Genomic DNA, 26,633 nt, shown 5'->3' with positions numbered 1-26,633 from the left:
AAAACAACTGTGCATTGTGCCTTGTGAACTGAAAAATGCTTCGCAAAATTTTACAACTGTGTACTATGAAGACTAGAACTTTTTTCTATAATTCTATTTAATGGCAGTAATGCAATGATAACTAAAACTACAATTAAGTTTCCTCCAACAACTGAACCATTAACAATTAGAGAATAAAGGGAAGGAGACCATCCATCAGGAGCAAATTGCCCAAAGAATAGAACACCTGATATAAAGTGAAATATAAATCTTACAAACATACCTATAAAAGTTCCAATTAGCTTTTTATTTTTGAAATATCCAGCAAGCCCAATAGCCATGAAAGGAAGAGGATAATCAAATAGTACTTGAATTGGATGAAGTATATAAGGACTTAAGATTAAATAAATAACTCCAAATAAGAATCCAGCAAGCATACCAATTTCAGGTCCATAAATAAAGGAAATTATTAAAATTGGTACCATACTTCCTAAATTTATACTTCCTGCGCCATTAGGCAAGTCTACTATTTTTATAAGATGAAGTATTGTAGCTAGTGCTAAAGCTATACCTATTCTAGACATTATTTTAGCATCCAGCTTAATCCTTTTAAACTTTATAAGAGCTAATATTAAAATTATTATTCCTATTAAAGTTGCCAAAGAAAGTGGGCTTTTAAAAATTTCAATAAAACTTTCTTTTATTGTGTTAATAAAATTATTCATAAAAAATACCTCCTAAAATATGCTAGGAGGTATCTATATAGCTTAATAAAAAATTAATTCTACAAAATACATTGTGACTTTCCTACGCTGGTATTATCCAGATCAGGTAAAGAGGGTTAATGATTAATCATTTCTCAGCCAAAAGGCACCCCTAGCACTTAAATTATTTAATTTATAAGTAAAGTTTATATAAAAATAATTAAAAAGTCAATAAATTTTATTAGTAGATATTTGTAATAAATTACCGTTTATTTATTTTTCAAAAAAAGGTACTATATATTTAAGGACACAGTGCATAGTTTAATGAATAAATTTTTATATTATTTATAATAGTTTATAGGATGGGGAAAAATGAGAAACAAAAAAAAGATAAAAGCAATAATAATTTTTCTTATATCTATTATTATTTTAATAAGTAGTAGTATTTATATTGTGAAAGCAAATAATGATAGAAAATTAAAAGTGCAAATAGAAGAAATAATTAAAGAATTTGATGATATTGAAATTATTAATATGAATAGTAATGAAGAAAATGTATATAACCATCTAAAAGAAAATTTTAATGGAAACATAGCTAATAAGAATTTAAATGGAGCAAATGATATTATAACTCAATTAAGTAATTTAAAATCATCAGTGGAAAAAAGAATTAAAGATGAAGAAGATAAAAAACTAGAAGAAGAAAAGATAAAAGAAGATTTAGGGAAAAAAGCTGTTGAGAAAGAAAAAAATGAGGAAAATGATTCTACAGTTTTAGAAAATAATAATAATGAAATAACTAATAGTAACAATAGTACACAAACTCAAAACAATAATAATCCTAAAATTGCTAATACATCTGTAGCAAAAAGCTCAAATCAAATAATTTCTGTTGTAAGTACAGGGGGAAGTACAGCGGAGTTAGTTTTATGGCAGAAAGATAGTAATGGTAATTGGTATGAATATGACAGTATGTTTGCAAGATTAGGTGAAAATGGAATGAAGAATGCAAGTGAAGTATATGAAATGGACTTATGCACCCCAACTGGAGTATATAGTTTAACAGAAGCATTTGGAGTAGCACAGAATCCAGGAAGTAAGATTCCATATAGAGTACTAGATGGGTCTGAATATTGGGTAGATGATGAAAGTTCATCTTACTATAATACAATGCAGTTTGGCTCTGCAAATGGAAGATGGAATTCAGCAGAGCATTTAATAGAGCATAGTAATGCATATAAATATTCATTAGTAATAGACTATAATAGATGGCCTGTAATTCCAGGAAAAAGCTCTGCAATATTCTTACATGTAGATGTTGGAATTCCTACATGGGGGTGTGTAGCTGTAGAATTAAATAAAATGAAGGAAATTCTACAATGGATAAATCCATCAGAAAATCCTCAAATAATGATTGCTTTAAATTATAGTACACTTTACTCTTATTAAGATATATTGGAATTATATAAAAGTTAGAAATAATTTTACATAAATATAGAAAAATATTTTACTATAATAAGGCTGGAATTATAAACAATATGATTCCAACCTTATTTTTTATAATTATTTTTAATTAGCCATATCGATAAATTCTTCTTTTTCTTGGAGAGGCAAGATAATTATAAGCAGATGTCCAATAAGAGATTAAATGTGGTTTATATTTTAGAACATCCTTTAAAAACTTATCAAACAAGTGAAGCTTGACTAATATTTTAATTATATCTTTAGGATATGGAGTTATTTTTGAATAAGGTTTTCTTGGATCTATTATCATAATTTTACCCTTTGAATCTACAAATATATGAGCATTTCTTATATTAATTCTTTTAAACTTTAATCTTTTTAAATCTTCAATAAGATCGATTATTTCTACTGATAGATTATATGGTAAGCCGTGTTTTGAAATATATTCAAAGAGATTATCACCACTTACATAGTCTCTTATTAAAATATTACTTATCCTTAATATAGGCTTAGGGAAAAAAGGGCTATCTAAGGTTTTTCTAAGGATTTCTTCTTCATTCTTAGCAGATTTTATGTTTTTAAATGTTTTAAGAGCATATCCTTCAGGGGTCAAGTATACAGAGCCTTCAGCTCCAGATCCTAAAAGTTTACAATCTTGAATTTCTAATAAGTATTTCATATTACCACTCTATAATAATTACTTTTAGATATTATATGCAAAAAAAGAAAATATGATATTAAATAAGTATTAATTAATGTAATAATAATATTAAAGGTAGGAAATATTAATTTTGTGCTATGATATATATAATTAATACAACTATTTACAGTTTTTATATTTAGATTTATAATTATCTAATTAATAGATTGTAGATAAGAAGTATGGAGGGGATAAGATTGCCATTTATAGATTCTAAAGTAACTGTAAAGTTAAATAAAGAAAAAAAAGATATATTAAAAGCTAAATTAGCAAATATAATAAAAAATATTCCAGGAAAAAGTGAAAATTATCTTATGATAGGATTTCAAGATGAATATTCACTATATTTTCAAGGTAAGGAATTAAATTATGGAGCATTTATAGAAGTTAAAATTTTTGGTAAAGCTTCAAAAGAATCTTTAGATAAAGTGACTAAAGAAATTTGTGAATTATACGAGTTAGAATTAAACATTCCTCAAAATGCAATATATATTAAATATGAAGAAGTAGAAAATTGGGGATTTAATGGTTTTAATTTTTAATTAAATTTTGCTTTTATATATCCTTTAGGGGGAATAAAGATGGAGTGGAAAATAAAAAGATTTGATGATTTAACCATAAGGGAACTCTATAGTATTCTAGAATTAAGAAATAAAGTGTTTGTTGTGGAACAAGAATGTATTTATCAAGACTGTGATGGAAAAGATTTAAGTTCATATCATTTATTTGCTATAGAAAATAATGAAGTTTTAGCTTATTTAAGAATACTAGATAAAGGAATTTCTTATGATGAAATATCTATTGGTCGTGTAGTAGTAAATAAAATCCATAGGGGAAAAGACTTAGGGAAAAAAGCAATGGAAAAAGCAATTGAATATATAAATGATATTTATGGTAAAAGTAAAATTAGAATATCAGCACAAGTGTATATAAAAGACTTTTATAAGAGTTTAGGATTTGAAGATGTTTCTAACGTATATTTAGAGGATGATATTCCTCACATAGAAATGCTAAGAGATATTGAAGATGACAATTAATAAAAAGGAAATTATAAAAAGTATTATTTAGTAGTAACTTTTATAATTTCCTTTTTAACTTCTATTTAATTAGTAATAATGAAGTTTGTCTTAATGTTAAATAAAGAAATAAGGAAACTTATATATTTCTAATTTTTCATTATGCTGCTAATTGTTTTTCTTTTAGAAGTACATTAATTCTTTTAAAGTAAGTGATTCCAAGAGGAATAGCAGCAGCAAACCAAGCAGCAGGGTCAGCTAAAGCAATTCCAGTAAAGTCTATTAATCTTGGTAATGTAAATGCAACTACAGTTCTAGCTATCATTTCAGCAACTCCAGCCATCATAGGAACAAAACTATCACCAATTCCTTGAAGAGTATTTCTATATATAAAAATTAATCCTAGTGGAATATAAAATATAGAAACTGTATTTAAATAATGCCTTGCATATGATATTACTTCTAAATCATTTCCGTCTATAAATAATTTTGTAAAGGCACCGCCAAATGATATTACTACAATTGTTGAGACTATACTTACAATAATACTAATAATAGTACATTTTTTAACCCCTTCTTTTATACGATCTATTCTCCCAGCACCAAGATTTTGCCCAGAATAAGTAGCCATTGCAACTCCAAAGGTAACAGCAGGCTGCATAACAAGCTGTTGAACTTTAGAAGCAGCAGTATATGAAGCTATTATTTTAGAACCAAAGTTATTAAGAGCACCTTGAAGTACCATAGCTCCAGCAGCAGTTATAGAAAATTGAAGTGCCATTGGAACACCAATTCTCAATTGTTTTTGAACATAGTTTTTTCTTAGTTTCCAGTGATGTTTTTTTAATTTTAATATAGGAAACTTCTTTACTATATATATTGCACATAATATTGCAGATATTGATTGAGAAATAATAGTAGCATAAGCAGCTCCAGCTACACCCATTGAAAAATTAAAGATAAACACAATATCTAAAACTACATTTAGTATTGAAGCAATAATTAAAAAGTATAGAGGAGTTTTACTATCTCCAAGAGCTCTTAATATACTTGACAGCATGTTATAAAATATTATTGCAACATTACCAGCATAAATAATAATGATATAAGACAAGGAATCATTAATAATATCAGCTGGTGTATTCATAAGTTCAAGTAAAGGTTTTGCAGAAATCATACTTATAAAAGTAACTATAATAGTCATAATTATTGATAAAATTAAGGAACTTGCAAAGGCTTTTTTTACACCTTCTTCGTCATTAGCTCCAAATCTTTGTGCAACTAAAACAGAAAAACCACCTGTTAATCCAATAACAAATCCATTAACTAAAAAAGCCATAGCACCGGTAGAGCCTACAGCTGCTAATGCGTTAACACCAAGGAATTTACCAACTATTATAGTATCAGCCATACTATAAAATTGTTGAAATATATTACCTATAAGTAAAGGAATAGAAAATGTTAAAATTAGTTTTACAGGATTTCCTGTTGTCATATCTTTTGTCATAAATAGCCCTCCATTTATATAAAATCCATAATAAATTTACACATATAAAATAATCTAACATTATAAAAACTTTCTCAATAATAACATTATAAAAAGTTATTATCAATATTATTTCAAATTTAGAAAATAAATTTGAGTTTTTAATACAAATAACAATTATAGAATTAGTAGAAATTTAATGCAATAAATATATAAAAAATATCTAAATGTGTACAAAATATACAAAAATAATAGATGAATTTAATAACTTTGTAACAACTTAAACAAACTATGTAAAAATATGTTAAACTATATTTATAAAAAAGAGGTTTAAAATGTAGTGTTATGAAATTAATTTAATTACAAAATGTAAACTGAATCATTATTATATAAATGTAAAATTAGATAAGAATAAAATTTTTGAGAGGTAAAAATATGCAAGTAATTAATATATCAAAGGAAGAATTAAGAAGATTCCTAGTAGTATATCAAGGATTATACACTAATAATACCTTTATTGGGGAAGAGGGAATTAAAAAGTTTATAGAGCGAGTTGGATGCATTCAATATGATCCGCTAAATGTTGTAGGAAGGAATGCAGATTTAGTTATTCAATCAAGAATAGAAGATTATGATCCTGTAATGTTAGAGGATTTACTTTATAATAAAAGAGAATTAATAGATGGATGGGATAAAATGATGGCTATATATTCTGTTAAAGATTGGCCATATTTTAAGAGAGTAAGAGATGAAAGAAAAAAAGAAGTTGAAAATGTATTAAAGAATAGGAACTCACTTGATGCAATAAACTACGTTGAACCTGTAAAAGAATTAATACAAAAAAATGGTTCCACTATCCCATCAGAAATTGATTTAGGTTCTGTAGAAAAAGGAAGATGGGGACATGGAAAGCTCTCAAGTGCTACAATGGATTATATGTGGAATAGTGGAGAGCTTGGAGTCAAGGAAAAGAAGAATACTCAAAAGAAATATGATTTAATTGAAAGATTATTACCTTCTGAAATATTATATGAGTCAGAGCCATTTCAAAATGATGAAGAGTTCTATAAATGGTATGTTAAAAGAAGAATAGGTAGCATAGGAGCTTACTGGGATAGAAGTGGAGAAGGTTGGCTAGGTAATTATATTTCTAACAAAACTTTAAGACAAAGAGTATTAAATGGATTAGTAGATGAAGGAGAATTAGTACTTATTAGAGTAGAAAATTTAAAAGAAACATTCTATTTAAGGAAAGAAGATATATCAATTTTAAATTATTCTACTTCAATTAATAGAAGTAATGTAAAATTTTTAGCCCCATTAGATAATTTAATTTGGGATAGGAAGTTAACTAGAGATATTTTTGATTTTGAGTATACTTGGGAAGTATATAAGCCAATAGACAAAAGAAAATATGGATATTATGTTTTGCCAGTTTTATATGGAGATAGAATTGTAGCAAGATTTGAACCAGAACTTCATAGAGGGAATAAGCCATTAGTAATAAAAAATTGGTGGTGGGAAGATAATTTTGAAGTTACTAATGATTGCATAGATTCTGTAAAAGAAGCCTTAGATAAGTTCTGTAAATATTTAAAAGCAGATGGAATACCAAAAGATTCATTTAACAAAATAAATAGAATATAAATATTTGCTGAAGATATTGAAATTGACCTTAAGATTAAGATATTAAATAAATTTAAAAAATAAAAATATATACTACTATTACTACAAATTTAAGGATATACTAATAAGCCTTTTAATAGAGAATTATTAGTATATCCTTATAAAATTTTTATGCTAAAGCAAATTGACTATTATATAGGTTAGCATAAAAACCACCTTTATTTAATAGTTCAGTATGATTCCCTTGTTCTATAACTTTACCATTATTCATAACTAAGATTAAATCAGCTTCACGAATAGTTGAAAGCCTATGAGCTACAATAAAGGTTGTTCTACCTTCCATTAATTTATTAAAAGCTTTTTGAATATAAATTTCTGTACGTGTATCTATACTGCTAGTTGCTTCATCTAATATAAGCATTGGCGGTTTAGATAACATAATTCTAGCAATACATAGCAGTTGCTTTTGTCCTTGAGATAGGGAACTATCATCTGTAAGTACAGTATCATAACCTTTAGGTAAATTCATTATAAATTTATGGGCATGAGCATTTTTTGCAGCAGATATTATTTCTTGTAAGGAAGCATCGGGCTTGCCATAAGCTATGTTTTCCTTAACTGTACCAGAATATAGCCAAGTGTCTTGAAGGACCATACCATATAAACCTCTTGTACTACTTCTAGTTACATTATCTATATTAATACCATCTATTTTTATTTCTCCAGAATTTATATTATAGAATCTCATAAGTAAATTAATTAGCGTTGTTTTACCACAACCAGTTGGACCAACTATTGCAATTTTAGATCCAGGTTTAACTTTTAAATTAAAATTTTCAATTAAACTTTTATCTGCGCTATATGAAAATGAAACATCATTTATATCTATATATCCTTCACAAGTATTTAAGGTAATAGAATCCTTAGAATCTGAAGTTTCTTCTTTTTCATCTAGAATTTTAAATACTCTACTTGCAGATGTAAATGCAGCTTGAAGTTCTGTTATAACTCCTGATATTTCATTAAATGGCTTAGTATATTGATTAGCATAACTTAAAAATGAAGAAAGCTGACCTATGCTTATAGTACCATTAATAGCACTAATAGCACCAATTATTCCTACGGTTGCATAAACTAGTCCATTAACAAATCTTGTGCAAGGATTGGTTAGTGCAGAATAAAATTGAGCTTTTTGGCCATAGGTATATAATTTCTTATTTATATCTTCAAAAGCTTGTTTAGATCTATCTTCAAAGGAAAAGGCTTTAACTATCTTTTGATTTCCTATCATTTCTTCAACATATCCACTTAATTCGCCTCGGACTTGGGATTGCTTTCTAAACATAGAATGACAATGCTTAGCTATTGTAGAAGCTGTAAATAGAGATAAAGGAGTTATTATAACAACTATTAAAGTAATTTTAATATTTATTGAAAGCATAAATATTAAAGTTCCAATTATAGTTATTACTCCAGTAAAAAGTTGTGAAAATCCTTGAAGAAGTCCGTCAGACACAATTTCTATATCATTAATTACTCCATTCATTATATTTCCATGAGAAGTACTATCTATATACTTTAATGGCAAGGAATTTAGTTTATTAAAAACATCAATTCTTAAATCTTTAATAGTTTTATAACTCACAATATTAGTACATCTAGTCATAATAAGTTGAAGAATTGGCGAAAATATAACTGTTATTGAAAGGAGAATTAATATTTTAAATAATTTTGAAAAGTTAACATTTCCTGGCCCTATTAATAAGTCTATTCCTTCTCCTATAATTATTGGAGTAAAAAGTGTAAGAGTTATGTTAATTACTGCAGTAAAAAAAGCTAGAATTGTATATTTATTATATGGTTTTGTATATTTCAAGATCCTTTTTAGTAATGGAAGATTCATGTATCAGTCACCTCCTAATTTTTTAATTGAGAAGAATAAATTTCTTTATATACTTCACAATTTTCAATTAGATAATCATGACTGCCAATACCAGCTATTTCACCATTATCTAGAACTATTATTTTATCTGCATTTTTAATACTGCTAGCTCTTTGAGAAACCATTATTACTGTAGTATCTTTGACTTTTTCTTTTAAAGCTTTTCTAAGATTAGCATCTGTAGTGAAATCTAATGCACTTGAGCTATCATCTAATATAAGTATTTCAGGATTAGAAACTAAAGCTCTGGCAATTGTAAGTCTTTGCTTTTGTCCACCAGACAAATTTTTACCTCCTTGAAGTATAGGAGTATCATATTGTTTTGGTAAGGATTGTACAAAAGATGATGACTGAGAAATTTCTAAGGCAGCTTCAATTTCACTTAAAGTTACATCTTCTTTTCCCCATTTTAAGTTTTCTAATAAAGTACCTGTAAATAATACAGCTTTTTGAGGTACTATTCCTATTAAATTCCTAAGAGATTTTAGTGAATAATTTTTAACATCAATTCCATTTACAAGTACTTGTCCCTTTGATGAGTCATAAAATCTTGGAATTAAATTAATAAGAGTTGATTTTCCTGAACCAGTGCCTCCTATAATCCCAATGGTTTCATTTTTATTAATAGTAAAAGATATATTGCTTAATGAATATTCATTAGAGTTAGTATATGAAAAGCAAACATTTTTAAACTCTATAAATGGATTAGTGGTGATATTATTAAGTTTAATAATATTATTTTCTGTTATTGTAGATTCAATTTCAAGTATTTCACTTACCCTATTAGCAGAAGTTGATGCTTTAGTTAATATAACTATTAATTGAGCAAAAACTATTAATGTAAGAAGAATTTGAGTTATATAATTTACAAATGCTATTGTTTCACCTTGAGTTAATGAGCCAGAATTTACTTTTATACCACCAAACCATAGGATAGCAACAATAGATAAATTCATAATTATATATGTAAGTGGATTAAGAAGAGCAGAGACTTTTCCAACGTTAATAGATATATCACTTAAATCATTACTAGCATTTTTAAATCTTAACTTTTCATTTTCTTCATTTGAAAAAGCTTTAATAACTCTTGTACCCTCAAGATTTTCTCTAGTTATTAAGGAAATAGTATCTAATTTATTTTGTATTATTTTATATAAAGGAAGAGATTTGCTCATTACGAAGTAAATAGTAAGAGTAATAAGTGGTATAGTAATTAAAAAAATCAAAGATAATTTTAAATCTAATGCCAAAGCCATTATAGTTGATCCAATTATTATAAATGGAGCTCTAGACCCCAGTCTTATCATCATAGCAACTCCATTTTGTATTTGATTTACATCATTTGTTATACGAGTAATTAATGTTGGAGTACCAATTTTATCAATTTCGCTATGAGAAAATGTATTAATCTTACTAAATAAGGAACTTCTAATAGCGGTACCTACACCTTGAGAAGCCTTGGAAGCATAATATTGACAAACCAAGGCAAAGATAAGTCCAGTAATTCCAAGCAATATAAGTATTCCACCCATTTTAAAGATATAAATCATATCTTTATTTTTTACACCTACATCAATAATTTTGGCCATAACTATTGGAATAAATAACTCCAAGATGGCTTCTATTAATTTAAAAATAGGGCCTAGTATAGATTCTTTTTTGTAGTCTTTTAAAAATTGTATTAATTTTATCAATATGCATCAGTCCTTTATCAATAATGTTACAACTAAATCCTATTATAACATTAAGTTTCAATAATAAAAGTTTTATAGAATATCTTAAATTTATGAAAGCATATAAAATGTATATTAAAATTAAAACTCTTTAGCTTATTTTTGGAAAATCTTTAGAATTTCATGCAGGGATATTTCTAATATTAATGTTAAAATTACTATGTTATAAATACTATAAATAGGTAAGCTAAAACTACTATTTTAATAGCTATATTAAATAAATCTTAGAATTTTGACATAGTAATAAATAGTATGATAGTATGAAAACAACACAATATAAATAATATCGTAGAGGTGAAAAAATGGAATTTTTAAAGAATTTTTTTAAAGGAGTAGCAATTAGTATATCTCAAATAGTTCCAGGTGTCAGTGGAGGAACTATAGCAATGATTCTTGGGATATATGATAAGTTATTACATTCAGTTAATAATATTTTAAGTGATTTTAAAAATCAATATAAGATATTATTACAAGTTGGAATGGGTGCAGTAGTAGGAATATTCTTATTTAGCAATATAGTGAAAACCTTATTTGATAACTATCCTATACCAGTTGGATATTTATTTATTGGTGTTATATTAGGCGGAGCTCCACTTATGTTTAAAAAAGCAACTGTAAAGGGGTTGAAAAAAAGTAGTATTTTATATTTAGTAGTTGGTATATTAATAGTTTTAATGATGGGAACACCAAATAATGATGCATCATCAATAATTACATCATTAACTATAGGTAACTTTTTATGGCTTTTTGTTGGTGGGGTAGTAGTAGCAGTAGCGCTTATATTACCAGGAATAAGCGGATCATTTATGCTATATGTTTTGGGGTTATATAATACAGTCATAACAGCAGTTGTTCAAATGAATATTCCAGTTTTAATACCAATAGCAATTGGTGGAATTGTTGGTACATTAGCAACAGCTAAAATAATTGAAATCTTATTATTAAAATATCCTGAGCAAACATATATATTAATATTTGGCTTTATATTAGGTTCAGTATTTTCAGTATTTCCAGGAGTTGACGGATTAAGTAGTGCAATAGGAATACTTCTTGGAATATTAGGATTTATATTCACATATTACATAAGTAGAAATGAATAATATATTATGAAGTTAGTTAACTTATGATTATATTTAAAGCTGTAAACTAGTTAAATAATTTACTTAAAATAAATTATTAAAGGACTCCAAAGGAATTTTTTATTTTTATGAAGAATAAGTTTTTATGAATTAATTTTTCTAATATATGGGAAATGATATTTAATTAACATTATAACTTGTGTATAATAATATAAAATACATTTTTTTATTTAAGAAAGGAATATACATATGGAAATAAAGAATAAAACTTGGTCAATACTAGCTATTATTTTTTCTACAATAACTCTTATATCAATATCAATATATTTTTTAGGATATATAAATCTTAATTTTGTAATAGTAATATTGGGATTAAGTCAATTGTTTTCAGGAATAAGCCAAATTGAACTAGCAAATAGAATTAATTCTAATCCCGTTAGAAAAAGAAATAAAAATGTGGGGATACTTTTAGTTATTATAGGTTGTATAATTTCTACTATGTCTATAGTTGAAATATTACAATAATAATCAATTTGCCAAATAAAGTATAGAGGGTTTATTGAAAATGGATATATCGTCTAATATAGAAGTATTTTAAAGTAATAGATTAATTATGTAGGTATAAAAATAATTATGGTTATGGGAGATGAGAATGTGTCAAAAGTAGCAGTTGTGTATAAAAGTAAATATGGAGCAACAAAAAAATATGCAGAATGGTTAGCAGAAGATATAAAAGCAGATTTATATTCACAAGAAAAATGTAAAATAGAAAATCTTCAAAAGTATGAGATTATTATTTATGGTGGAGGAATTTATGCTTCTGGAATCTCGGGGTTATCGATAATTAAAAAGAATTATAATAAATTAAAAGATAAAAAAATAATAGTATTTGCAGTTGGAGCATCACCATATGATGAAAAAGCTTATAATGAGTTAAAGAAACATAACTTAACTGGAGACTTAGTAAGCATTAAATTGTTTTATCTAAGAGGAATGTTTAATTTGAAAGTTATGACTTTTAAAGATAAATTACTAATTGGAATGTTAAAAGGATTTTTAAGCAAGAAGGGTTCATCAGAATTAGAACCTTGGGAAAAAGCATTAATTGAATCTATCAACAACGAATCGGATTGGACAAGTAGGGAAAATTTAAAAGAAATTGAAAAACACATATGCTTAATATAACTATAAAATTAAAAATAACATAAATATGAATTTTATAAAATATTTGAATATACCAATAATATAGTAGGAGTTGGGGGTGGGCTTTTGATATATAGACAATTTAATAAATCAGAACTAGATTTACTAAAAGATATTGATAGGAAAAAGATAGTAAATGAAGTTTATTATTATATAAATAAAAAGACGGAATTAGTAGATGAATACTATAATATAGAATAATGGAATTTAAAAGAACTAAATGAATATATTGACAGACTTATTAATATACAAAAAAGAGCTGGAAAAATATATGTAGCTTTTGATAATGGTAAGATAGTTGGACTTGTTGCATTAGAAAGTAAATTAATTGGCGAAAAATTAGATCAACTTAAACTAGATATGCTATATATAAGTACCAATTATCGTAAACAGGGAATAGGAAAAATGTTAGTAAATTTAGTATGTAAAGCTGCTATAAAACTAGGAGCAAAAAAGTTATATATATATATCAGCAATTCCATTTAAAAATACTATAGATTTTTACTTTGCTTTAGGAGATAAAATAACAGGTGAAATAAATAAATCATTATTTGAATTAGAGCCATTTGATATACATATGGCTTTAGACTTAGAAATTTTTATATACAAAACAAGTTAAAAATACTTAAATTATATTTTTTTACATTTATTTGTTTACAAAATGTGGATAATGGTATATAATAATAAAGTAGTAAAATAATTAATTAAATATGGAGAATATTAAATAAATATAAATAAGGAGGTAGAGTTATGTCTATGAATTTAATATGCAACAAAAATAAAATTGAATATAGATTGTTTTTAATTAGTAGCTCTGCCAGCGGAGATATTTTATAATTTTTTAATTTTAATTTATCAATTAAGTATATCGCCATGAGTTATTATTCTCATGGTTTTTTTATGCATTTATTTATTAATGAACGTGATATTTTAATGGCCCTGGGAAAACTAGGGTCATTTTTAATATAAAAAATAAATTAAAGGAGGATGTTATTATGAATATGTTTATCAAAATTAGAGAAAATAATAAGAAAGTAGGAGAAATAATAAGAATTGGAGGAATTATATATGTACACTATCGGAGAATTTAATAATAGTACTAACATTAATAGTGAAAAAAATACTGTAGAACTTGAACAATATTGCAAAGATGAAGGATTAAACTCAACTCAACTTAGAAGAGATGCATATAAATCATCAAAAGATAGAAGAAATAGCATAATTGAAAATATTTCTACATTAATAAAAAAGATAATTTAATAAAAAGTATAATGAGATGGGATATAAATAATAAGATGCTTGGCATATCAAATATGTTGAGCATTTTTTCAAAAATTAAAATAAAAAGGTTAGTGAATAAATAATTTCACAAATTATTTAAATTGTAAGTTAAAAATATATATTATATAAAAACAAGAATAAAGCAAACAAGATTAAGAAAAATCTTACATTATTTTATAGATAAATGATATAATTTAATTTAGAATTAAATTTTTAATGTTTAAGTTTAAGTAAGTGGAGGATAAAAATGGGAGTTGCATTTAAAGAAATAAATTTTAGTAGATTGGTGGACAAGCTTAGTCCTTGTTGTCTTTCTGAAAATGAATGTGGAGTTTGCGAAAGAGAAACATGTCTAGTTGGGTATGGGACTGAATGTATAAAAAAATGCATGATTAATAAAGTAACATATGTTGTAGATGGCTACTATAATATTCCTATAACAGATACAAGAATATATGACAAAGAATATATAATGGATGGAGTAGTAGATATCTTAAAGACTTGTAAAAGTTGCAAAGAAAATCATTTCGAAAATTGTATAGTAAACATATTAAGAAGTTGTTATGAAGTAATTTTGCTTGGAGAAGAAAAAGATTATAAAGGAAGTGCATTTGTTTACCTTAATGAATTAAAAGAAACTAACCCAGAAATTGCAGATATATTATTTAAAAAATATATGACAAGAAACTAAATAAAAGTATAAAATAAAAAATGGAAAATTTTTCACCTCAGGGGTGGGAAATTTTCCATTTTTGGTATTATTAATTAATTACAATTTATTAGCTTGTACTAAAAGTTGAATACTTTTTAGGTGAAAAACCAACAGCTTTTTTGAATGTTTTAAGAAAATTGCTGTAGTCATTAAAACCACATTTTTCACAAACATCATTGACATTTTCACCATTAGCTAGCATGGATTTTGCTATAGAAATCCTTCTTCCGGATATATATTTATTAATTGTTGTACCAGTTGCAGATTTAAATATTCTACAAATATAAGATGTGCTTAAATAAAAATTACTTGCCAAATGCTCAATTGTAATTGGCTCAGTTATATTTGCATTTATATATTCTATTATTTCATCTACTTGTTGATTATATTTGTAGGAGTATTCTTCAGACAGTGGCTTTTCATTACTTATATAAATTTTATTAATAAAAGTCATTAATTCTAAAAATGTAGCATATTCAATTATATCGTTTCCAAAACCTTCAGAGGCTAGGATTTTATTTATGAAATAGTTAAACCTACCCTGCTGCTCTTTATTTAAAGAAATTCTATGACTAAAGTTTTTATTTCGGCTAGAAAAGCAGTAATTTAAGTCAGTTTTACTAGTAGAAGATGATATTAAAAAATCAGGCTCAATTGAAAGTACAATCCTCTCATGAACTATTTTATCTAATTTAGATATGTAATGACTTTCAAATTGATTAATAACGAATAAGTCTCCAGGTTTAATATCATAAAATTTATTACCAATAAGAATTTGCTTTCCCCCTGTTATTGAGTAGTAAATTTCATAAGAGTCATGTATATGCATAGCCATAGATTTTTCTTCTTTATATAAATGAGCAATAGAAAAATATTGATTTTCTAAGGCACTTTTTATAGCTGCTTCACATGAATTAAATTCAATCACAATAATCCCTCCTTGATAATTTACAATAATTATAATTCTTAAGTTCAATATTTGCAATATTTATGACATGAAATCACAAGAAATAGAAAATTTAAAATGTTAAACTATAGTTACAAGATAAGATATAGAGGAGGAGAGGAAAGATGGAATTAAGAACAGCAGCATCACCAAAAGATGTAAAGCATTATACGACAAAGGAATTAAGAGAAGAGTTTTTAATTCAAAGTTTATTTGAAAAAGATGAAGTTAAAATGGTATATAGCCATATTGATAGAATTATAATAGGGGCTGCAGTACCAGTAAATCCTTTAATATTAAAAGCTGGAGAAGAACTTAGAGCTAAGTATTTTTTAGAAAGAAGAGAACTTGGAGTAATTAATATAGGTGGTAAAGGGACTATTACACTAGATGGGCAAAAATACTCATTAGATTATAAAGATGGTATGTATATTGGAATGGGAACTAAAGATATTGAATTTGCTAGTGAAGATGAAAATAATCCAGCAAAATTTTATTTCAATAGTGCACCAGCCCATAAGGAGTATCCAACAGTTTTAATAAAACCAGAAGATTGTGTAACAGTAGAGCTTGGATCATTAGAGGAATCTAATCATAGAGTAATAAGAAAATATATACTTCCAGGACAAGTTGAAAGTTGCCAATTAGTTATGGGGATGACTCAATTAAAGCCAGGAAGTGTTTGGAATACAATGCCATGCCATACACATGATCGAAGAATGGAAGTTTATTTATATTTCGATATTAAGGATGATAACTTTGTAATGCATTATATGGGAGAACCTACAGAAACAAGGCATATTGTTATAAGAAATGAAGAAGCAGTTATATCACCAAGTTGGTCAATACATTCAGGGGCAGGTACAAGAGCGTACACCTTTATCTGGGGGATGGTTGGAGAAAATCAAGATTTTGATGATATGGATGCTGTAAAATTAAGCGAATTAAGATAATTATATAAATATAAAAATAATACTATTAAATATAATTTTAGGAGGATTTTATTATGGATATTATGAAGAGTTTTTCATTAGAGGGAAAGGTAGCTTTAGTAACTGGAGCATCTTATGGAATAGGATTTTCAATAGCAAAATCATATGGAGAAGCAGGAGCAACTGTAGTTTTTAATGATATCAATCAAGATTTAGTTAATAAAGGAATTGAGGCGTATGCAGAACATGGAATAAAAGCATATGGATATGTTTGTGATGTCACAGATGAAGATGGTGTAGTTGCAATGGTTAAAAAGATAGAGGAAGAAGTAGGTATAATAGATATACTTGTAAATAACGCAGGAATAATAAGAAGAGTTCCAATGCTTGAAATGAAAGCAGAAGATTTCCGTAAAGTAATAGATGTAGATTTAAATGCACCATTTATAGTATCTAAGGCAGTAATACCAGGAATGATTAAAAAGGGTCATGGAAAGATAATAAACATATGCTCAATGATGAGTGAACTTGGAAGAGAAACAGTTTCAGCTTATGCAGCAGCGAAAGGTGGACTTAAGATGTTAACAAAAAATATAGCATCAGAGTATGGTGAATATAATATACAATGTAACGGCATAGGCCCTGGATATATAGAAACGCCACAAACTGCACCACTTAGAACTGAGGGACATCCTTTCAATAACTTTATTATCTCTAAAACTCCAGCAGCACGTTGGGGAACAACAGATGATCTTACAGGACCAGCTATATTCTTAGCATCAGATGCTTCTGACTTTGTTAATGGCCATATTTTATATGTAGATGGTGGTATATTAGCTTATATCGGAAAGCAACCACAATAATAGTGCTCCCCTGGGGTGTAAAATTTACCAATTGGTAAATTTTACACCCCAGGGGTAAGAAATAATTGGAAGGAGAATTAAAAATGAAAATTGCTTTAATAAATGAAAATAGTCAAGCAGCAAAAAATTCAATGATATATGATACATTAAAAAAGGTAGTAGAATCAAAAGGACATGAAGTTTTTAATTATGGAATGTATAGTGCTGAAGATGAAGCACAATTAACATATGTTCAAAATGGTATCTTAACAGCAATATTATTAAATTCTGGAGCAGCAGATTATGTAATAACAGGTTGTGGAACAGGAGAAGGAGCAATGCTTGCATGTAATTCTTTCCCAGGAGTGCTATGTGGGCATGTTGTAGATCCATCAGATGCATACATGTTTGCTCAAATTAATGATGGTAATGCGATATCACTTCCTTTTGCTAAAGGATTTGGATGGGGAGCAGAATTAAATCTTGAATATATTTTTGAAAAATTATTTGAAGGCAGGAGTGGGCAAGGATATCCAAAAGATAGAGTTATTCCAGAACAAAGAAATAAGAAAATATTAGATGAAGTTAAGAAAGTTACACATACAGATATGTTAACAATTTTACAAAGAATAGATCAAGATTTATTAAGAGGCGCTGTAGGTGGTGCTAAATTTAAGGAATATTTTTATGAAAATTGCAAAAATGATGAAATAAAAGAATATATTAAAAATCTTTTAGGTTAGTATATCTAAATTTAAGGAGATATTATGATTCAATTATCATTAAAGATATTAGATAAAGATGGAAATATTAAAGCTGAAAATAAAGAATGTAATGAAGTTAGACTTGTATTTAAAGAAGAATACAAAGAAGGTGATAGGATTCAAATTGAAACATCTAATAAAGAAATTTATCTTGTAGCAGAAATTGATGATGCAATGGGAGAATCTTTAATATATGTAACAGAAAATCTTATAACATATGAAATTCCTTTTGGAGAGAAGAAAGTAAGCTATTCACCAAAGGTGTTTTATGGAGAAAAACATTTATTATCAGTAAGAATTGCTAGAAAAGAAGAAGTAGAATGTTATAGAAATTTAGCATTAAACAAAATGGATCAGCAAGGCCTTATTGGTGTGTATCCACATGCTTCTGCAAATGTAGAAACTAGAGGAGAAGCTGTTTTTGCAGCTAGAAACGCTATAAACGGTAACTGTGAAAATCATGACCATGGAAAATGGCCATATGAATCATGGGGAATAGGCATGAGAGATGACGCTTGCTTTAAAATTGATTTTGGAAGAGAAATAATTACAGATAAAATTGTTTTATATACAAGATCAGATTTTCCACATGATAACTGGTGGGTAAAAGTTACTTTTAGATTCTCAGATAACTCTGAGTTAATATGTGATCTAGAAAAAAGCGATAAGGCGCATATTATAACATTCCCAGAAAAAAAGATAAGTTGGTTAACATTTAGTGATTTAATAAAAGCTGATGATCCATCACCTTTCCCAGCATTGAGTCAAATCCAAGTTTTTGGGAAATAAGAATTGCCTAATAAATATTCTAAAATAGATTTATTAGATAAATATTAAAAAGACTGTACCTTTGATTTTAGTTCCATTTTAGTATGTGAAATTAAAATCGAGGTACAGTTTTTATATTGCACTAAAATGGAAAATATATAATAATATTAGTATGGATAGCCAAGATCTAATGACGTTACTAAAAATTAAAATAAAGATGAAAAAAGAATTAACTTCAGATGAGAAGGGCATGTTAGCATGCTATGATAGGCCAGTTGATTTTACAAGAAGAAAAAATATTGACGAGATAATTAATTATGTTAAGAAATAGCCATAATAAAAAATAAATTCTATTTAGTAAGATATTATTACAAGTTATATCAAGTTTTATGTATTCAAAAATGATAACATTTAATTAAGGAGTGATAAAGTTGTCAGTAAAAACTATAGAAAATATGGTTGATTGGATAGAAGAAAATATAAAAGAAAATCCAACTTTAGAACAAATGTCTAATTATGTTGGGTACTCTTCTTTTTATTGTTCAGAAAAATTTCATGAGTATGTTGGTGTAACGTTTAAAAAGTATATTGCAAATAGAAAGATAAGTTTAGCAGCAGTAGATATTAAAAATACAAAACGTAGAGTATTAGATATCGCTGTAGAATATGGTTTTTCTTCCCAGGAAGCATTTACAAGGGCTTTTGTTAAGGCATATGGATATACACCAAATAATTATAGACGTCAATCATCTGAAATTTTATTGTTTGAAAAAGCTAAGATAACTTAATACTTAAATTACTCCTAATTTTAAAGAAGAGGTAAAAATATGCTTAATAAAATAGGGAGAAATGATTTATGTTGGTGTGGTAGCCAAAAGAAATATAAATTCTGCCATGAAGATTTTGATAAGAAGATAATTAATTTTAAAATGCAAGGTCATATTGTACCATCAAGAAAAATTATTAAGACAAAAGAGCAAATTGATGGTATAAGAGAAAGTGGAAAAGTTAATATTGCTATATTAGACTATATTTCAAATAAAATATGTGTGGGAATGTCAACAGAAGAGATAGATAAACTTGTACATTCCAAGACTATAGAATTGGGAGGGATTCCAGCAACATTAGGATATGAAGGATATCCTAAAAGTTCATGTACATCTATTAATAGTCAAGTATGCCATGGAATACCTTCAGAGCTAGATAAATTAAAGGATGGAGATATTATTAATGTAGATATATCTACTATTTATAAAGGTTATTATTCAGATTCATCAAGGATGTTTTGTATTGGTGAAGTAAGTGAAGAAAAAAAGAATCTTGTTAAAATAGCTAAGGAGTGTATTGAAAAAGGCTTAGAGCAAGTCAAGCCCTGGAGATTTTTAGGTGATATGGGATATGCAGTGCATCAATATGCACTGAAAAATGGATACTCAGTTGTAGAGGAAATTGGGGGACATGGAGTTGGGTTAGAACTTCATGAAGATCCTTGGATAAGCTATATATCAAAACCTAAAACTGAAATGCTTATGATTCCAGGAATGATATTTACAATTGAACCTATGTTGAATATGGGGACTAGTGAAGTGTTTTTAGACCAGGAGAATGAGTGGACAATATATACAGCAGATTCTATGCCATCTGCACAATGGGAAGTAACTGTACTGGTAACAGATGATGGATATGAAATTTTAGCATATTAATTAAACATAAGAGTAAAATTATCTATATTTGAAAATTAATTATAATAAAATAATTGTATAATATAGATGGAATTATAATAAAATATAGATATTTACAAGGAGAAGGATATGAGTAAAATAGATTTGCATATGCATTCATGTTTTAGTGATGATGGAGAATTGACTCCAGAAGAAATTATTGATAGAGCTATAAAAAATAATGTTGAAATAATTTCTATAAGTGATCATAATTCAGTAAGAGCAGTAGACCGTGCTTTAAGCTATAGTAAGAATAAAAATATAACAGTTATACCAGGAATAGAAATAGATTGCACATTTAATAATAGAAATTTACATTTGCTTGGATATAATATAGATTATAAGTCAAAGGATTTCTATAATATTGAAGAAGATATTTTAAGTCAAGAAAAAAGGGCTTCAAAAGAAAAAATAAGATTAATAAAAGAATATACAAATTTAAATATTTTTGAAGATGAAGTTATTAAAAGATCATCAAATGGAGTTGTTACAGGAGAATTAATAGCAGAAATCTTATTAGAAGATAGTGAAAATAGAAAATCATTAATATTAAAACCTTATTTAGAAGGTGGAAATAGGAGTGATATGCCTTATGTAAATTTTTATTGGGATTATTTTGCACAAGGAAAGCCAGCATATGTGCCAATAAAATTTATAAGTTTAAAAGAAGCCATTAGATTAATCCATAAGAATGGAGGAAAAGCAGTAATAGCACATCCAGGGAATAATTTAAAAGACAAGTTAGATTTAATAGATAATTTAATAGAAGAAGGAATAGAAGGAATAGAGGTTTTTAGTAGTTATCATACAAAAGAGCAAATTGAATATTTTTATACTAAGGCTATAAAAAATAATATGATAATAACTTGTGGAAGTGATTTTCATGGAAAGACAAAGCCTAATATAGAAATTGGAAGGTTTAAATTTGAGCCTAGAGATATTTCAATAGATAAAATATTAAAATAGGAGAAACAATAATTCGTTTCTCCTATTAATATTTTAAGATAATATTGACCTCATTGGTTTAATAAATGTTAATTAATATATTACTTATCTATTAGATAAAGTAAATATAAAATTTATATCTATATCTTAAATTGTTGTATTATTTCAGTTAATTTTTGAGCAAGCTCAGCTTGACTTTGTGCTGTTTGAGCCACTTGTTCTATTGCTTTTGTTGTTTCATTCATATTTTCTTTTATAGTATCGGCATTTTCAGTAGATTCTTGTGAAGATTCAGCCATATTTTGAATTGCTTCAGTTACTTGTCCAACAGTAGCAGTAATTTCTTCTGACATTGCAGCAATTTCATCTGACATATTACTTACGAAGTCAGAGTCATTATAATATTGATTTCCTGTTTGCTCATATTCTTCATAGTTTTTCATTATGTCTATATTAATAAATTTTAATAAATCATTACCAGTATCTATACTTTTAATAAATACCTGTTTTACTGATTCTATAGTATTTTGTATTTCTACTACAGCCGAAGAAGACTGTTCAGCAAGTTTCCTAACTTCTTCAGCAACAACAGCAAATCCTTTTCCCTGTTCTCCAGCTCTTGCAGCTTCAATAGCAGCATTTAGTGCTAGTAGATTAGTTTGCTCAGAGATAGAAGATATGGTTTCAGCCATTACCCTAATAGTATCTATTACAGAACTCTCTTTAATTAAGTTATTCATATTAGATTCTTTTTGAATATATAAATCTTTAGTTGTTTTTTTAGCTTTTTTACTAATCTCTTTAGCTACACTAGCCCTATCTTTAGCTTTACTAGCATTATTGCTTCCATCCATAGACTTAGAAGATAGAATGTTTATACTAGAATCTACTTCTTGAATAGATGCACTTATTTCTTCAGTAGTAGCACTAGATTCTTGCATACTACTTGCTATAGTATTAACAGCTTCATTAATTGTTATAGTTTTGGCAGAAAGTTCTTCAACAGTTGCAGAAAGCTCTTCAGAAGAAGCACTTATATTTTCTGCATTCTCTATTACAGATTCTATAATAGAATGAATACTTTTTGACATTTTATTTAAATGATTACTCATTTGTCCGAATTCATCATTACTTTCTATATCAAGTTGATCTGTTAAATCTCCATTTGCCATTTTCATAGCAAAATTATTAACTTTCTTTAAAATTTTTCCTATATAATTTGCAAATAATACAATAACTATAACTACCAATAAAATTGATATTAAAATTATTACACCAATTTTATTCATAAGAGAACTTACTTCTAAATAAATTTCACTTTCTGGAATGGATATAGCAATAGTCCAATTAGTTTCATCTATAGCCTTATAATATACTTTTTCAATACCATAATCATCACTAAAGGTTCCTTGACCACTTTTTTCAGATAAAATTTTCTTTCCTAAATCAGCAAGTGTAGAATTTTCATCATCTTTTATATTTGTTTTCATTATCTTAGATTCATCTGCATCAGCAATATACAATCCATCTTTATCAATTAAGAATGCTCTACCATTGTTTCCAACCTTCATATTCTTGATGTTATTTTGCAGAGTAGTTAAATTTATATCAGCTGTAGAAACTCCAATAAATTTATTATTTGAATCATAAAATGGAGTTGTACAAGTTAACATAGATACATCAGTAACGGGATCATAATAAGGAGATGTCCAAACAACCTTTTCATTTGTAGCTTTTCCCAATGTGTACCAATCATCTAATGTAAAATTAGTATTAGTATATTGATCTGAGTATATAGCTTTTCCATTATCTTTATAAGCATAAGGTCCAAAGAATTCAATTTCTTTATTATACTTAAATGGTTCAAACCATATTCCTGCACCAAAGGTTTCATCATTAGTTTCTATTAAATTTACTAATATACTAGACAAATTATCTTTAGTTAAAGATGAATATGAAGATTGAGCAACCTTAGCTAAGCTCTCAGATATTTTCTTATGTCTTTCTAAACTTTTTTCAATTTCCTGTAGTTTTTTATCAAGTTCATTATTCATATTTAATTCAATTTCTTTATTTATTATTTGTTTTGAAGTTAAATAACTCATTGATCCTAATGCAAGCATTTAAATAATAATTACAGGAAGTAGTAATAATAACATTTTTACTTTGCTACTTTTAATGTTTTTACCTTTAAATTTCATGATATCCCCCAAAAATTAATTATATATTTGAATAATAATTAAAATTAAATTGAAATTTTAATTAAATTCCAAAGAATAAAAAATACCACTTATATTTTAGCATTTTTATTTTCAAATTACTACAATATAAAACATTATTTGATATGAAATTCAGATTATTTATGTAAATATATTTTAGAAATTAAATCAATAAATTGACAAGTAGATTAAATAGTTATATAATTAGTTAGAAGTCTAACAAAAGTGTAGGTGTAATTAATGAGTGAAGTAAAACATATCGGAAGAAAAATAAATATTTTGTCTCATAAAATTAAAAGAAGAATAGGAAAAGTATCACTAGAATATGGGATAAGCAGTATGCAAGCAAAAATTCTGGGGTTTATATCTCATCAAGCACCTAAAAGAGATATTTTTCAAAAAACAATCGAAGAAGAATTTGATATTAGACGTTCTTCGGTAACAAGTGTACTTTCTTTGATGGAAAAAAATGGGCTTATTAAAAGAATAAGTGTTTGTGAAGATGCAAGGCTTAAAAAGATTATTTTAACTGATAAAGGAATAGAAGTTCATAAATCTGTACATAAAGAAATAGAAATTGTAGAATCTATAATTTTTAATTCTTTAAAAGAAGAGGAGCTTGAATTGTTTAATGAAATATTGGAAAAGTTAACTAAAAATATTGCAGAGTAATGCAATTTTTTTAATTGTATTTAGTTAGAAACCTAACAAAAGTAAATATTTAAAATAGAGAATTTTATTGTTATAGGTGGGAAACTAATAAAATAAAGTAATTTTTTTAATTTTAAAGTTAGAAATCTAACAAAGGGAGGAATAGTATGATTAAAAAATTATCTAGTTATATTAGGGAGTATAAAAAGGATTCTATCTTAACTCCTGCTTTTATTGCAATTGAAGTAATACTTGAAGTAATTATTCCTGTTTTAATGGCTATGATTATTGATAATGGGGTAGAGAAGGGAGATATGAAATATGTAACTATACTTGGAGTAATTATGCTAGTTATGGCTTTTGTATCTCTGACATTTGGAGCTTTAGCTGGAAAAACTGGAGCTAAGGCATCTACAGGATTTGCAAAAAATTTAAGAAAAGGAATGTTTTATAAAATACAAGATTACTCCTTTTCCAATATAGACAAATATTCAACAGCAGGATTAGTAACAAGATTAACTACGGACGTAACAAACGTACAAAATGCATACTTAATGATTATTAGAACATTTGCAAGAGCGCCATTTATGCTTATAGCTGCGATGGTAATGAGTTTTTATATTAATTCAAGAATGGCATTAATATTCTTAGGAGCAATTATATTTCTTGGAATTTCTTTATATTTTGTAATTTCAAATGCTCATCCTATTTTCAAAAAGGTTTTTAGAAAATATGATGATTTAAATGCAAGTGTACAGGAAAACTTAACAGGTATTCGTGTAGTAAAAGCTTATGTAAGAGAAGATCATGAAATAGATAAGTTTCATAAGGCTTCACAAAACTTATATAACATGTTTATAAAGGCAGAAAAAATAATAATTTTAAATGCACCTATAATGCAATTTACTATGTATACAATTATCTTATTATTTTCTTGGTTTGGTGCAAAGATGATAGTATCAAGCGATATGAAAACTGGGGAACTTATGAGTTTATTCACATATGCTGGTAACATTTTAATGAGTCTTATGATGATATCAATGGTTTTTGTTATGGTTACAATGGCAAAATCATCAGCAGAAAGAATTGTTGAAGTATTAGAAGAAGAAAGTGATTTGAAAAACTCTGAAAATCCTATATATGAAGTTAAAGATGGTTCTATTGAATTTGATAATGTTAATTTTAGCTATGGGAAAAAAGAAGATAATTTAAATTTAGAAAATATAAACTTAAAAATTAAATCAGGAGAAACTATTGGAATCATAGGTGGAACAGGAAGTGCAAAGTCAACATTTGTACAACTTATTCCAAGACTTTATGATGTAACAAGTGGATCATTAAAAATTGGTGGATTAGATGTTAGAGATTATGATATTGAAACATTAAGAAATGAAGTTTCAATGGTTCTTCAAAAGAATGTGCTTTTCTCAGGAACAATAAATGAAAACTTAAGATGGGGTAATAAAGATGCTACTGATGAAGAAATAGTGCAGGCGTGTAATGCTGCACAAGCTAGTGAATTTATAGAAAATTTCCCAGATAAATATGATACTTATATTGAACAAGGTGGAACAAATGTGTCAGGTGGGCAAAAGCAAAGATTATGTATTGCAAGGGCATTACTTAAGAAACCTAAAATACTAATTTTAGATGATTCAACAAGTGCTGTAGACACAAAGACTGATGCACTAATTAGAAAGTCATTCAAGCAATCAATTCCACATACTACCAAAATAATTATTGCACAACGTATTTCTTCAGTTGAAGATGCAGATAAAATAATAGTATTAAACGATGGTAAAATTGATGGAATTGGAACTCATGAAGAACTATTAAGAACAAATGAAATATACAAAGAAGTATATGATTGTCAAGTGAAAGGAGCTGGTGAAGATGAAGCCTAATAATGTACAAAAAGTA

General features: G+C 26.9%; 28 protein-coding genes and 1 riboswitch. Of the genes, 21 read left to right on the top strand and 7 right to left on the bottom strand.

Translation table 11 applies throughout. The features are described 5' to 3' along the window. Nucleotides 1-50: 50 nt before the first annotated feature. Entirely contained in the window at nt 51-704 is a 654-nt protein-coding gene (thiT, locus tag AAT22_RS12915) for an energy-coupled thiamine transporter ThiT (protein WP_047001510.1), read from the bottom strand. Nucleotides 705-766: 62 nt separating this feature from the next. Then, nucleotides 767-867, bottom strand: a riboswitch (TPP riboswitch). Between the two features lie 188 nt (nt 868-1,055). Between thiT and AAT22_RS19455 the strand changes: the two genes are divergently transcribed. Continuing rightward, entirely contained in the window at nt 1,056-2,132 is a 1,077-nt protein-coding gene (locus AAT22_RS19455; RefSeq protein WP_047001509.1) for a L,D-transpeptidase family protein, read from the top strand. Nucleotides 2,133-2,256: 124 nt separating this feature from the next. Here AAT22_RS19455 and AAT22_RS12905 read toward each other — a convergent pair whose 3' ends face one another. After that, a complete protein-coding gene (locus AAT22_RS12905; RefSeq protein WP_016206629.1) occupies nt 2,257-2,826 on the bottom strand; it encodes a hypothetical protein in 570 nt (189 codons plus the stop codon). 218 nt (nt 2,827-3,044) lie between these two features. Between AAT22_RS12905 and AAT22_RS12900 the strand changes: the two genes are divergently transcribed. Then, nucleotides 3,045-3,389 carry a phenylpyruvate tautomerase MIF-related protein gene (locus tag AAT22_RS12900; protein ID WP_016206630.1) on the top strand — a complete coding sequence of 115 codons (345 nt, stop codon included), beginning with the start codon at nt 3,045-3,047 and terminating at the stop codon, nt 3,387-3,389. A gap of 39 nt (nt 3,390-3,428) precedes the next feature. After that, nucleotides 3,429-3,884: a GNAT family N-acetyltransferase gene (locus tag AAT22_RS12895; RefSeq protein ID WP_047001508.1), complete on the top strand. Its 456-nt coding sequence runs from the start codon at nt 3,429-3,431 to the stop codon at nt 3,882-3,884. A 139-nt stretch (nt 3,885-4,023) separates the two neighbouring features. Here AAT22_RS12895 and AAT22_RS12890 read toward each other — a convergent pair whose 3' ends face one another. Further along, a complete protein-coding gene (locus AAT22_RS12890; RefSeq protein ID WP_047001507.1) occupies nt 4,024-5,370 on the bottom strand; it encodes an MATE family efflux transporter in 1,347 nt (448 codons plus the stop codon). Between the two features lie 414 nt (nt 5,371-5,784). On the opposite strand from AAT22_RS12890, the gene AAT22_RS12885 reads away from it, so the two are divergent. Beyond that, nucleotides 5,785-6,996: a crosslink repair DNA glycosylase YcaQ family protein gene (locus tag AAT22_RS12885; protein ID WP_047001506.1), complete on the top strand. Its 1,212-nt coding sequence runs from the start codon at nt 5,785-5,787 to the stop codon at nt 6,994-6,996. Between the two features lie 148 nt (nt 6,997-7,144). Here AAT22_RS12885 and AAT22_RS12880 read toward each other — a convergent pair whose 3' ends face one another. After that, on the bottom strand, nt 7,145-8,878 hold the full coding sequence (locus AAT22_RS12880; protein WP_047001505.1) for an ABC transporter ATP-binding protein: 1,734 nt from the start codon (nt 8,876-8,878) through the stop codon (nt 7,145-7,147). 14 nt (nt 8,879-8,892) lie between these two features. Continuing rightward, nucleotides 8,893-10,611 (bottom strand): ABC transporter ATP-binding protein, encoded by a 1,719-nt coding sequence (locus AAT22_RS12875; RefSeq protein ID WP_047001504.1) that lies wholly within the window; start codon nt 10,609-10,611, stop codon nt 8,893-8,895. A gap of 341 nt (nt 10,612-10,952) precedes the next feature. Between AAT22_RS12875 and AAT22_RS12870 the strand changes: the two genes are divergently transcribed. The 7 genes from AAT22_RS12870 (at nt 10,953) to AAT22_RS12845 (ending at nt 14,904) form a co-directional block, all read left to right on the top strand. Continuing rightward, on the top strand, nt 10,953-11,750 hold the full coding sequence (locus AAT22_RS12870; protein WP_016206641.1) for a DUF368 domain-containing protein: 798 nt from the start codon (nt 10,953-10,955) through the stop codon (nt 11,748-11,750). 228 nt (nt 11,751-11,978) lie between these two features. Then, nucleotides 11,979-12,254, top strand: a complete 276-nt coding sequence (locus AAT22_RS12865; protein ID WP_016206642.1) for a hypothetical protein — start codon at nt 11,979-11,981, stop codon at nt 12,252-12,254. A 129-nt stretch (nt 12,255-12,383) separates the two neighbouring features. Next, the gene (locus tag AAT22_RS12860; RefSeq protein ID WP_047001503.1) at nt 12,384-12,914 is read left to right on the top strand and encodes a flavodoxin domain-containing protein; all 531 of its coding nucleotides are present in this window, start codon (nt 12,384-12,386) and stop codon (nt 12,912-12,914) included. 84 nt (nt 12,915-12,998) lie between these two features. Beyond that, nucleotides 12,999-13,133 (top strand): hypothetical protein, encoded by a 135-nt coding sequence (locus AAT22_RS19550; RefSeq protein WP_278279856.1) that lies wholly within the window; start codon nt 12,999-13,001, stop codon nt 13,131-13,133. A 27-nt stretch (nt 13,134-13,160) separates the two neighbouring features. After that, nucleotides 13,161-13,418 (top strand): GNAT family N-acetyltransferase, encoded by a 258-nt coding sequence (locus AAT22_RS19450; RefSeq protein WP_347457010.1) that lies wholly within the window; start codon nt 13,161-13,163, stop codon nt 13,416-13,418. Between the two features lie 582 nt (nt 13,419-14,000). Beyond that, complete coding sequence (locus AAT22_RS12850) at nt 14,001-14,192, top strand: hypothetical protein (protein WP_047001502.1); 192 nt, start codon at nt 14,001-14,003, stop codon at nt 14,190-14,192. 268 nt (nt 14,193-14,460) lie between these two features. Beyond that, the gene (locus AAT22_RS12845) at nt 14,461-14,904 is read left to right on the top strand and encodes a hypothetical protein (protein WP_016206646.1); all 444 of its coding nucleotides are present in this window, start codon (nt 14,461-14,463) and stop codon (nt 14,902-14,904) included. An 88-nt stretch (nt 14,905-14,992) separates the two neighbouring features. Here the strand turns inward: AAT22_RS12845 and AAT22_RS12840 are convergent, their stop codons facing one another. Then, complete coding sequence (locus AAT22_RS12840) at nt 14,993-15,853, bottom strand: AraC family transcriptional regulator (RefSeq protein WP_016206647.1); 861 nt, start codon at nt 15,851-15,853, stop codon at nt 14,993-14,995. Nucleotides 15,854-15,996: 143 nt separating this feature from the next. Here AAT22_RS12840 and kduI point away from each other — a divergent pair, with 143 nt between their 5' ends. From kduI to AAT22_RS12805, 8 genes are all read left to right on the top strand, one after another. After that, a complete protein-coding gene (kduI, locus tag AAT22_RS12835) occupies nt 15,997-16,824 on the top strand; it encodes a 5-dehydro-4-deoxy-D-glucuronate isomerase (protein WP_047001501.1) in 828 nt (275 codons plus the stop codon). A gap of 53 nt (nt 16,825-16,877) precedes the next feature. Next, on the top strand, nt 16,878-17,666 hold the full coding sequence (locus AAT22_RS12830; RefSeq protein ID WP_016206648.1) for a gluconate 5-dehydrogenase: 789 nt from the start codon (nt 16,878-16,880) through the stop codon (nt 17,664-17,666). Nucleotides 17,667-17,749: 83 nt separating this feature from the next. Beyond that, nucleotides 17,750-18,388, top strand: coding sequence for an RpiB/LacA/LacB family sugar-phosphate isomerase (locus AAT22_RS12825; protein ID WP_047001533.1), 639 nt, complete (start codon nt 17,750-17,752; stop codon nt 18,386-18,388). Nucleotides 18,389-18,412: 24 nt separating this feature from the next. After that, entirely contained in the window at nt 18,413-19,198 is a 786-nt protein-coding gene (locus AAT22_RS12820; RefSeq protein ID WP_047001500.1) for a carbohydrate-binding protein, read from the top strand. A gap of 151 nt (nt 19,199-19,349) precedes the next feature. Next, entirely contained in the window at nt 19,350-19,508 is a 159-nt protein-coding gene (locus AAT22_RS19300) for a hypothetical protein (protein WP_016206651.1), read from the top strand. A gap of 100 nt (nt 19,509-19,608) precedes the next feature. After that, entirely contained in the window at nt 19,609-19,965 is a 357-nt protein-coding gene (locus AAT22_RS12815; RefSeq protein WP_047001499.1) for an AraC family transcriptional regulator, read from the top strand. A gap of 39 nt (nt 19,966-20,004) precedes the next feature. After that, the gene (locus AAT22_RS12810) at nt 20,005-20,880 is read left to right on the top strand and encodes a methionyl aminopeptidase (protein ID WP_016206653.1); all 876 of its coding nucleotides are present in this window, start codon (nt 20,005-20,007) and stop codon (nt 20,878-20,880) included. Nucleotides 20,881-20,988: 108 nt separating this feature from the next. After that, a complete protein-coding gene (locus tag AAT22_RS12805) occupies nt 20,989-21,864 on the top strand; it encodes a PHP domain-containing protein (protein ID WP_047001498.1) in 876 nt (291 codons plus the stop codon). A 119-nt stretch (nt 21,865-21,983) separates the two neighbouring features. Here the strand turns inward: AAT22_RS12805 and AAT22_RS12800 are convergent, their stop codons facing one another. Next, nucleotides 21,984-23,966 (bottom strand): methyl-accepting chemotaxis protein, encoded by a 1,983-nt coding sequence (locus tag AAT22_RS12800; protein WP_242849822.1) that lies wholly within the window; start codon nt 23,964-23,966, stop codon nt 21,984-21,986. Between the two features lie 336 nt (nt 23,967-24,302). On the opposite strand from AAT22_RS12800, the gene AAT22_RS12795 reads away from it, so the two are divergent. Together AAT22_RS12795 and AAT22_RS12790 are read left to right on the top strand one after the other, a co-directional pair. Further along, on the top strand, nt 24,303-24,734 hold the full coding sequence (locus tag AAT22_RS12795) for a MarR family transcriptional regulator (protein WP_016206656.1): 432 nt from the start codon (nt 24,303-24,305) through the stop codon (nt 24,732-24,734). A 146-nt stretch (nt 24,735-24,880) separates the two neighbouring features. Then, nucleotides 24,881-26,617, top strand: coding sequence for an ABC transporter ATP-binding protein (locus AAT22_RS12790; protein WP_047001497.1), 1,737 nt, complete (start codon nt 24,881-24,883; stop codon nt 26,615-26,617). Nucleotides 26,618-26,633 lie beyond the last annotated feature (16 nt).

The sequence above is a fragment of the Clostridium sp. C8 genome, from assembly GCF_001010885.1.
GTDB classification, from domain to species: Bacteria; Bacillota; Clostridia; order Clostridiales; family Clostridiaceae; genus Clostridium; species Clostridium sartagoforme.
The sequence above is the reverse complement of the archived record's forward strand: the minus strand, read 5'-3'. Positions and strand labels throughout refer to the sequence as shown.

Bases quoted from the DNA above. Each gene is read 5' to 3' on its own strand.
- AAT22_RS12885 (WP_047001506.1), top strand. From the start codon at position 5,785: ATGCAAGTAATTAATATATCAAAGGAAGAATTAAGAAGATTCCTAGTA.
- AAT22_RS12805 (WP_047001498.1), top strand. From the start codon at position 20,989: ATGAGTAAAATAGATTTGCATATGCATTCATGTTTTAGTGATGATGGA.
- AAT22_RS12880 (WP_047001505.1), bottom strand. From the start codon at position 8,878: ATGAATCTTCCATTACTAAAAAGGATCTTGAAATATACAAAACCATAT.
- AAT22_RS12795 (WP_016206656.1), top strand. From the start codon at position 24,303: ATGAGTGAAGTAAAACATATCGGAAGAAAAATAAATATTTTGTCTCAT.
- AAT22_RS12905 (WP_016206629.1), bottom strand. From the start codon at position 2,826: ATGAAATACTTATTAGAAATTCAAGATTGTAAACTTTTAGGATCTGGA.
- kduI (WP_047001501.1), top strand. From the start codon at position 15,997: ATGGAATTAAGAACAGCAGCATCACCAAAAGATGTAAAGCATTATACG.
- AAT22_RS12825 (WP_047001533.1), top strand. From the start codon at position 17,750: ATGAAAATTGCTTTAATAAATGAAAATAGTCAAGCAGCAAAAAATTCA.
- AAT22_RS12845 (WP_016206646.1), top strand. From the start codon at position 14,461: ATGGGAGTTGCATTTAAAGAAATAAATTTTAGTAGATTGGTGGACAAG.
- thiT (WP_047001510.1), bottom strand. From the start codon at position 704: ATGAATAATTTTATTAACACAATAAAAGAAAGTTTTATTGAAATTTTT.
- AAT22_RS12870 (WP_016206641.1), top strand. From the start codon at position 10,953: ATGGAATTTTTAAAGAATTTTTTTAAAGGAGTAGCAATTAGTATATCT.
- AAT22_RS12820 (WP_047001500.1), top strand. From the start codon at position 18,413: ATGATTCAATTATCATTAAAGATATTAGATAAAGATGGAAATATTAAA.
- AAT22_RS19300 (WP_016206651.1), top strand. From the start codon at position 19,350: ATGGATAGCCAAGATCTAATGACGTTACTAAAAATTAAAATAAAGATG.
- AAT22_RS12810 (WP_016206653.1), top strand. From the start codon at position 20,005: ATGCTTAATAAAATAGGGAGAAATGATTTATGTTGGTGTGGTAGCCAA.
- AAT22_RS12800 (WP_242849822.1), bottom strand. From the start codon at position 23,966: ATGCTTGCATTAGGATCAATGAGTTATTTAACTTCAAAACAAATAATA.
- AAT22_RS12895 (WP_047001508.1), top strand. From the start codon at position 3,429: ATGGAGTGGAAAATAAAAAGATTTGATGATTTAACCATAAGGGAACTC.
- AAT22_RS19455 (WP_047001509.1), top strand. From the start codon at position 1,056: ATGAGAAACAAAAAAAAGATAAAAGCAATAATAATTTTTCTTATATCT.
- AAT22_RS12790 (WP_047001497.1), top strand. From the start codon at position 24,881: ATGATTAAAAAATTATCTAGTTATATTAGGGAGTATAAAAAGGATTCT.
- AAT22_RS12850 (WP_047001502.1), top strand. From the start codon at position 14,001: ATGTACACTATCGGAGAATTTAATAATAGTACTAACATTAATAGTGAA.
- AAT22_RS12830 (WP_016206648.1), top strand. From the start codon at position 16,878: ATGGATATTATGAAGAGTTTTTCATTAGAGGGAAAGGTAGCTTTAGTA.
- AAT22_RS12890 (WP_047001507.1), bottom strand. From the start codon at position 5,370: ATGACAAAAGATATGACAACAGGAAATCCTGTAAAACTAATTTTAACA.
- AAT22_RS12865 (WP_016206642.1), top strand. From the start codon at position 11,979: ATGGAAATAAAGAATAAAACTTGGTCAATACTAGCTATTATTTTTTCT.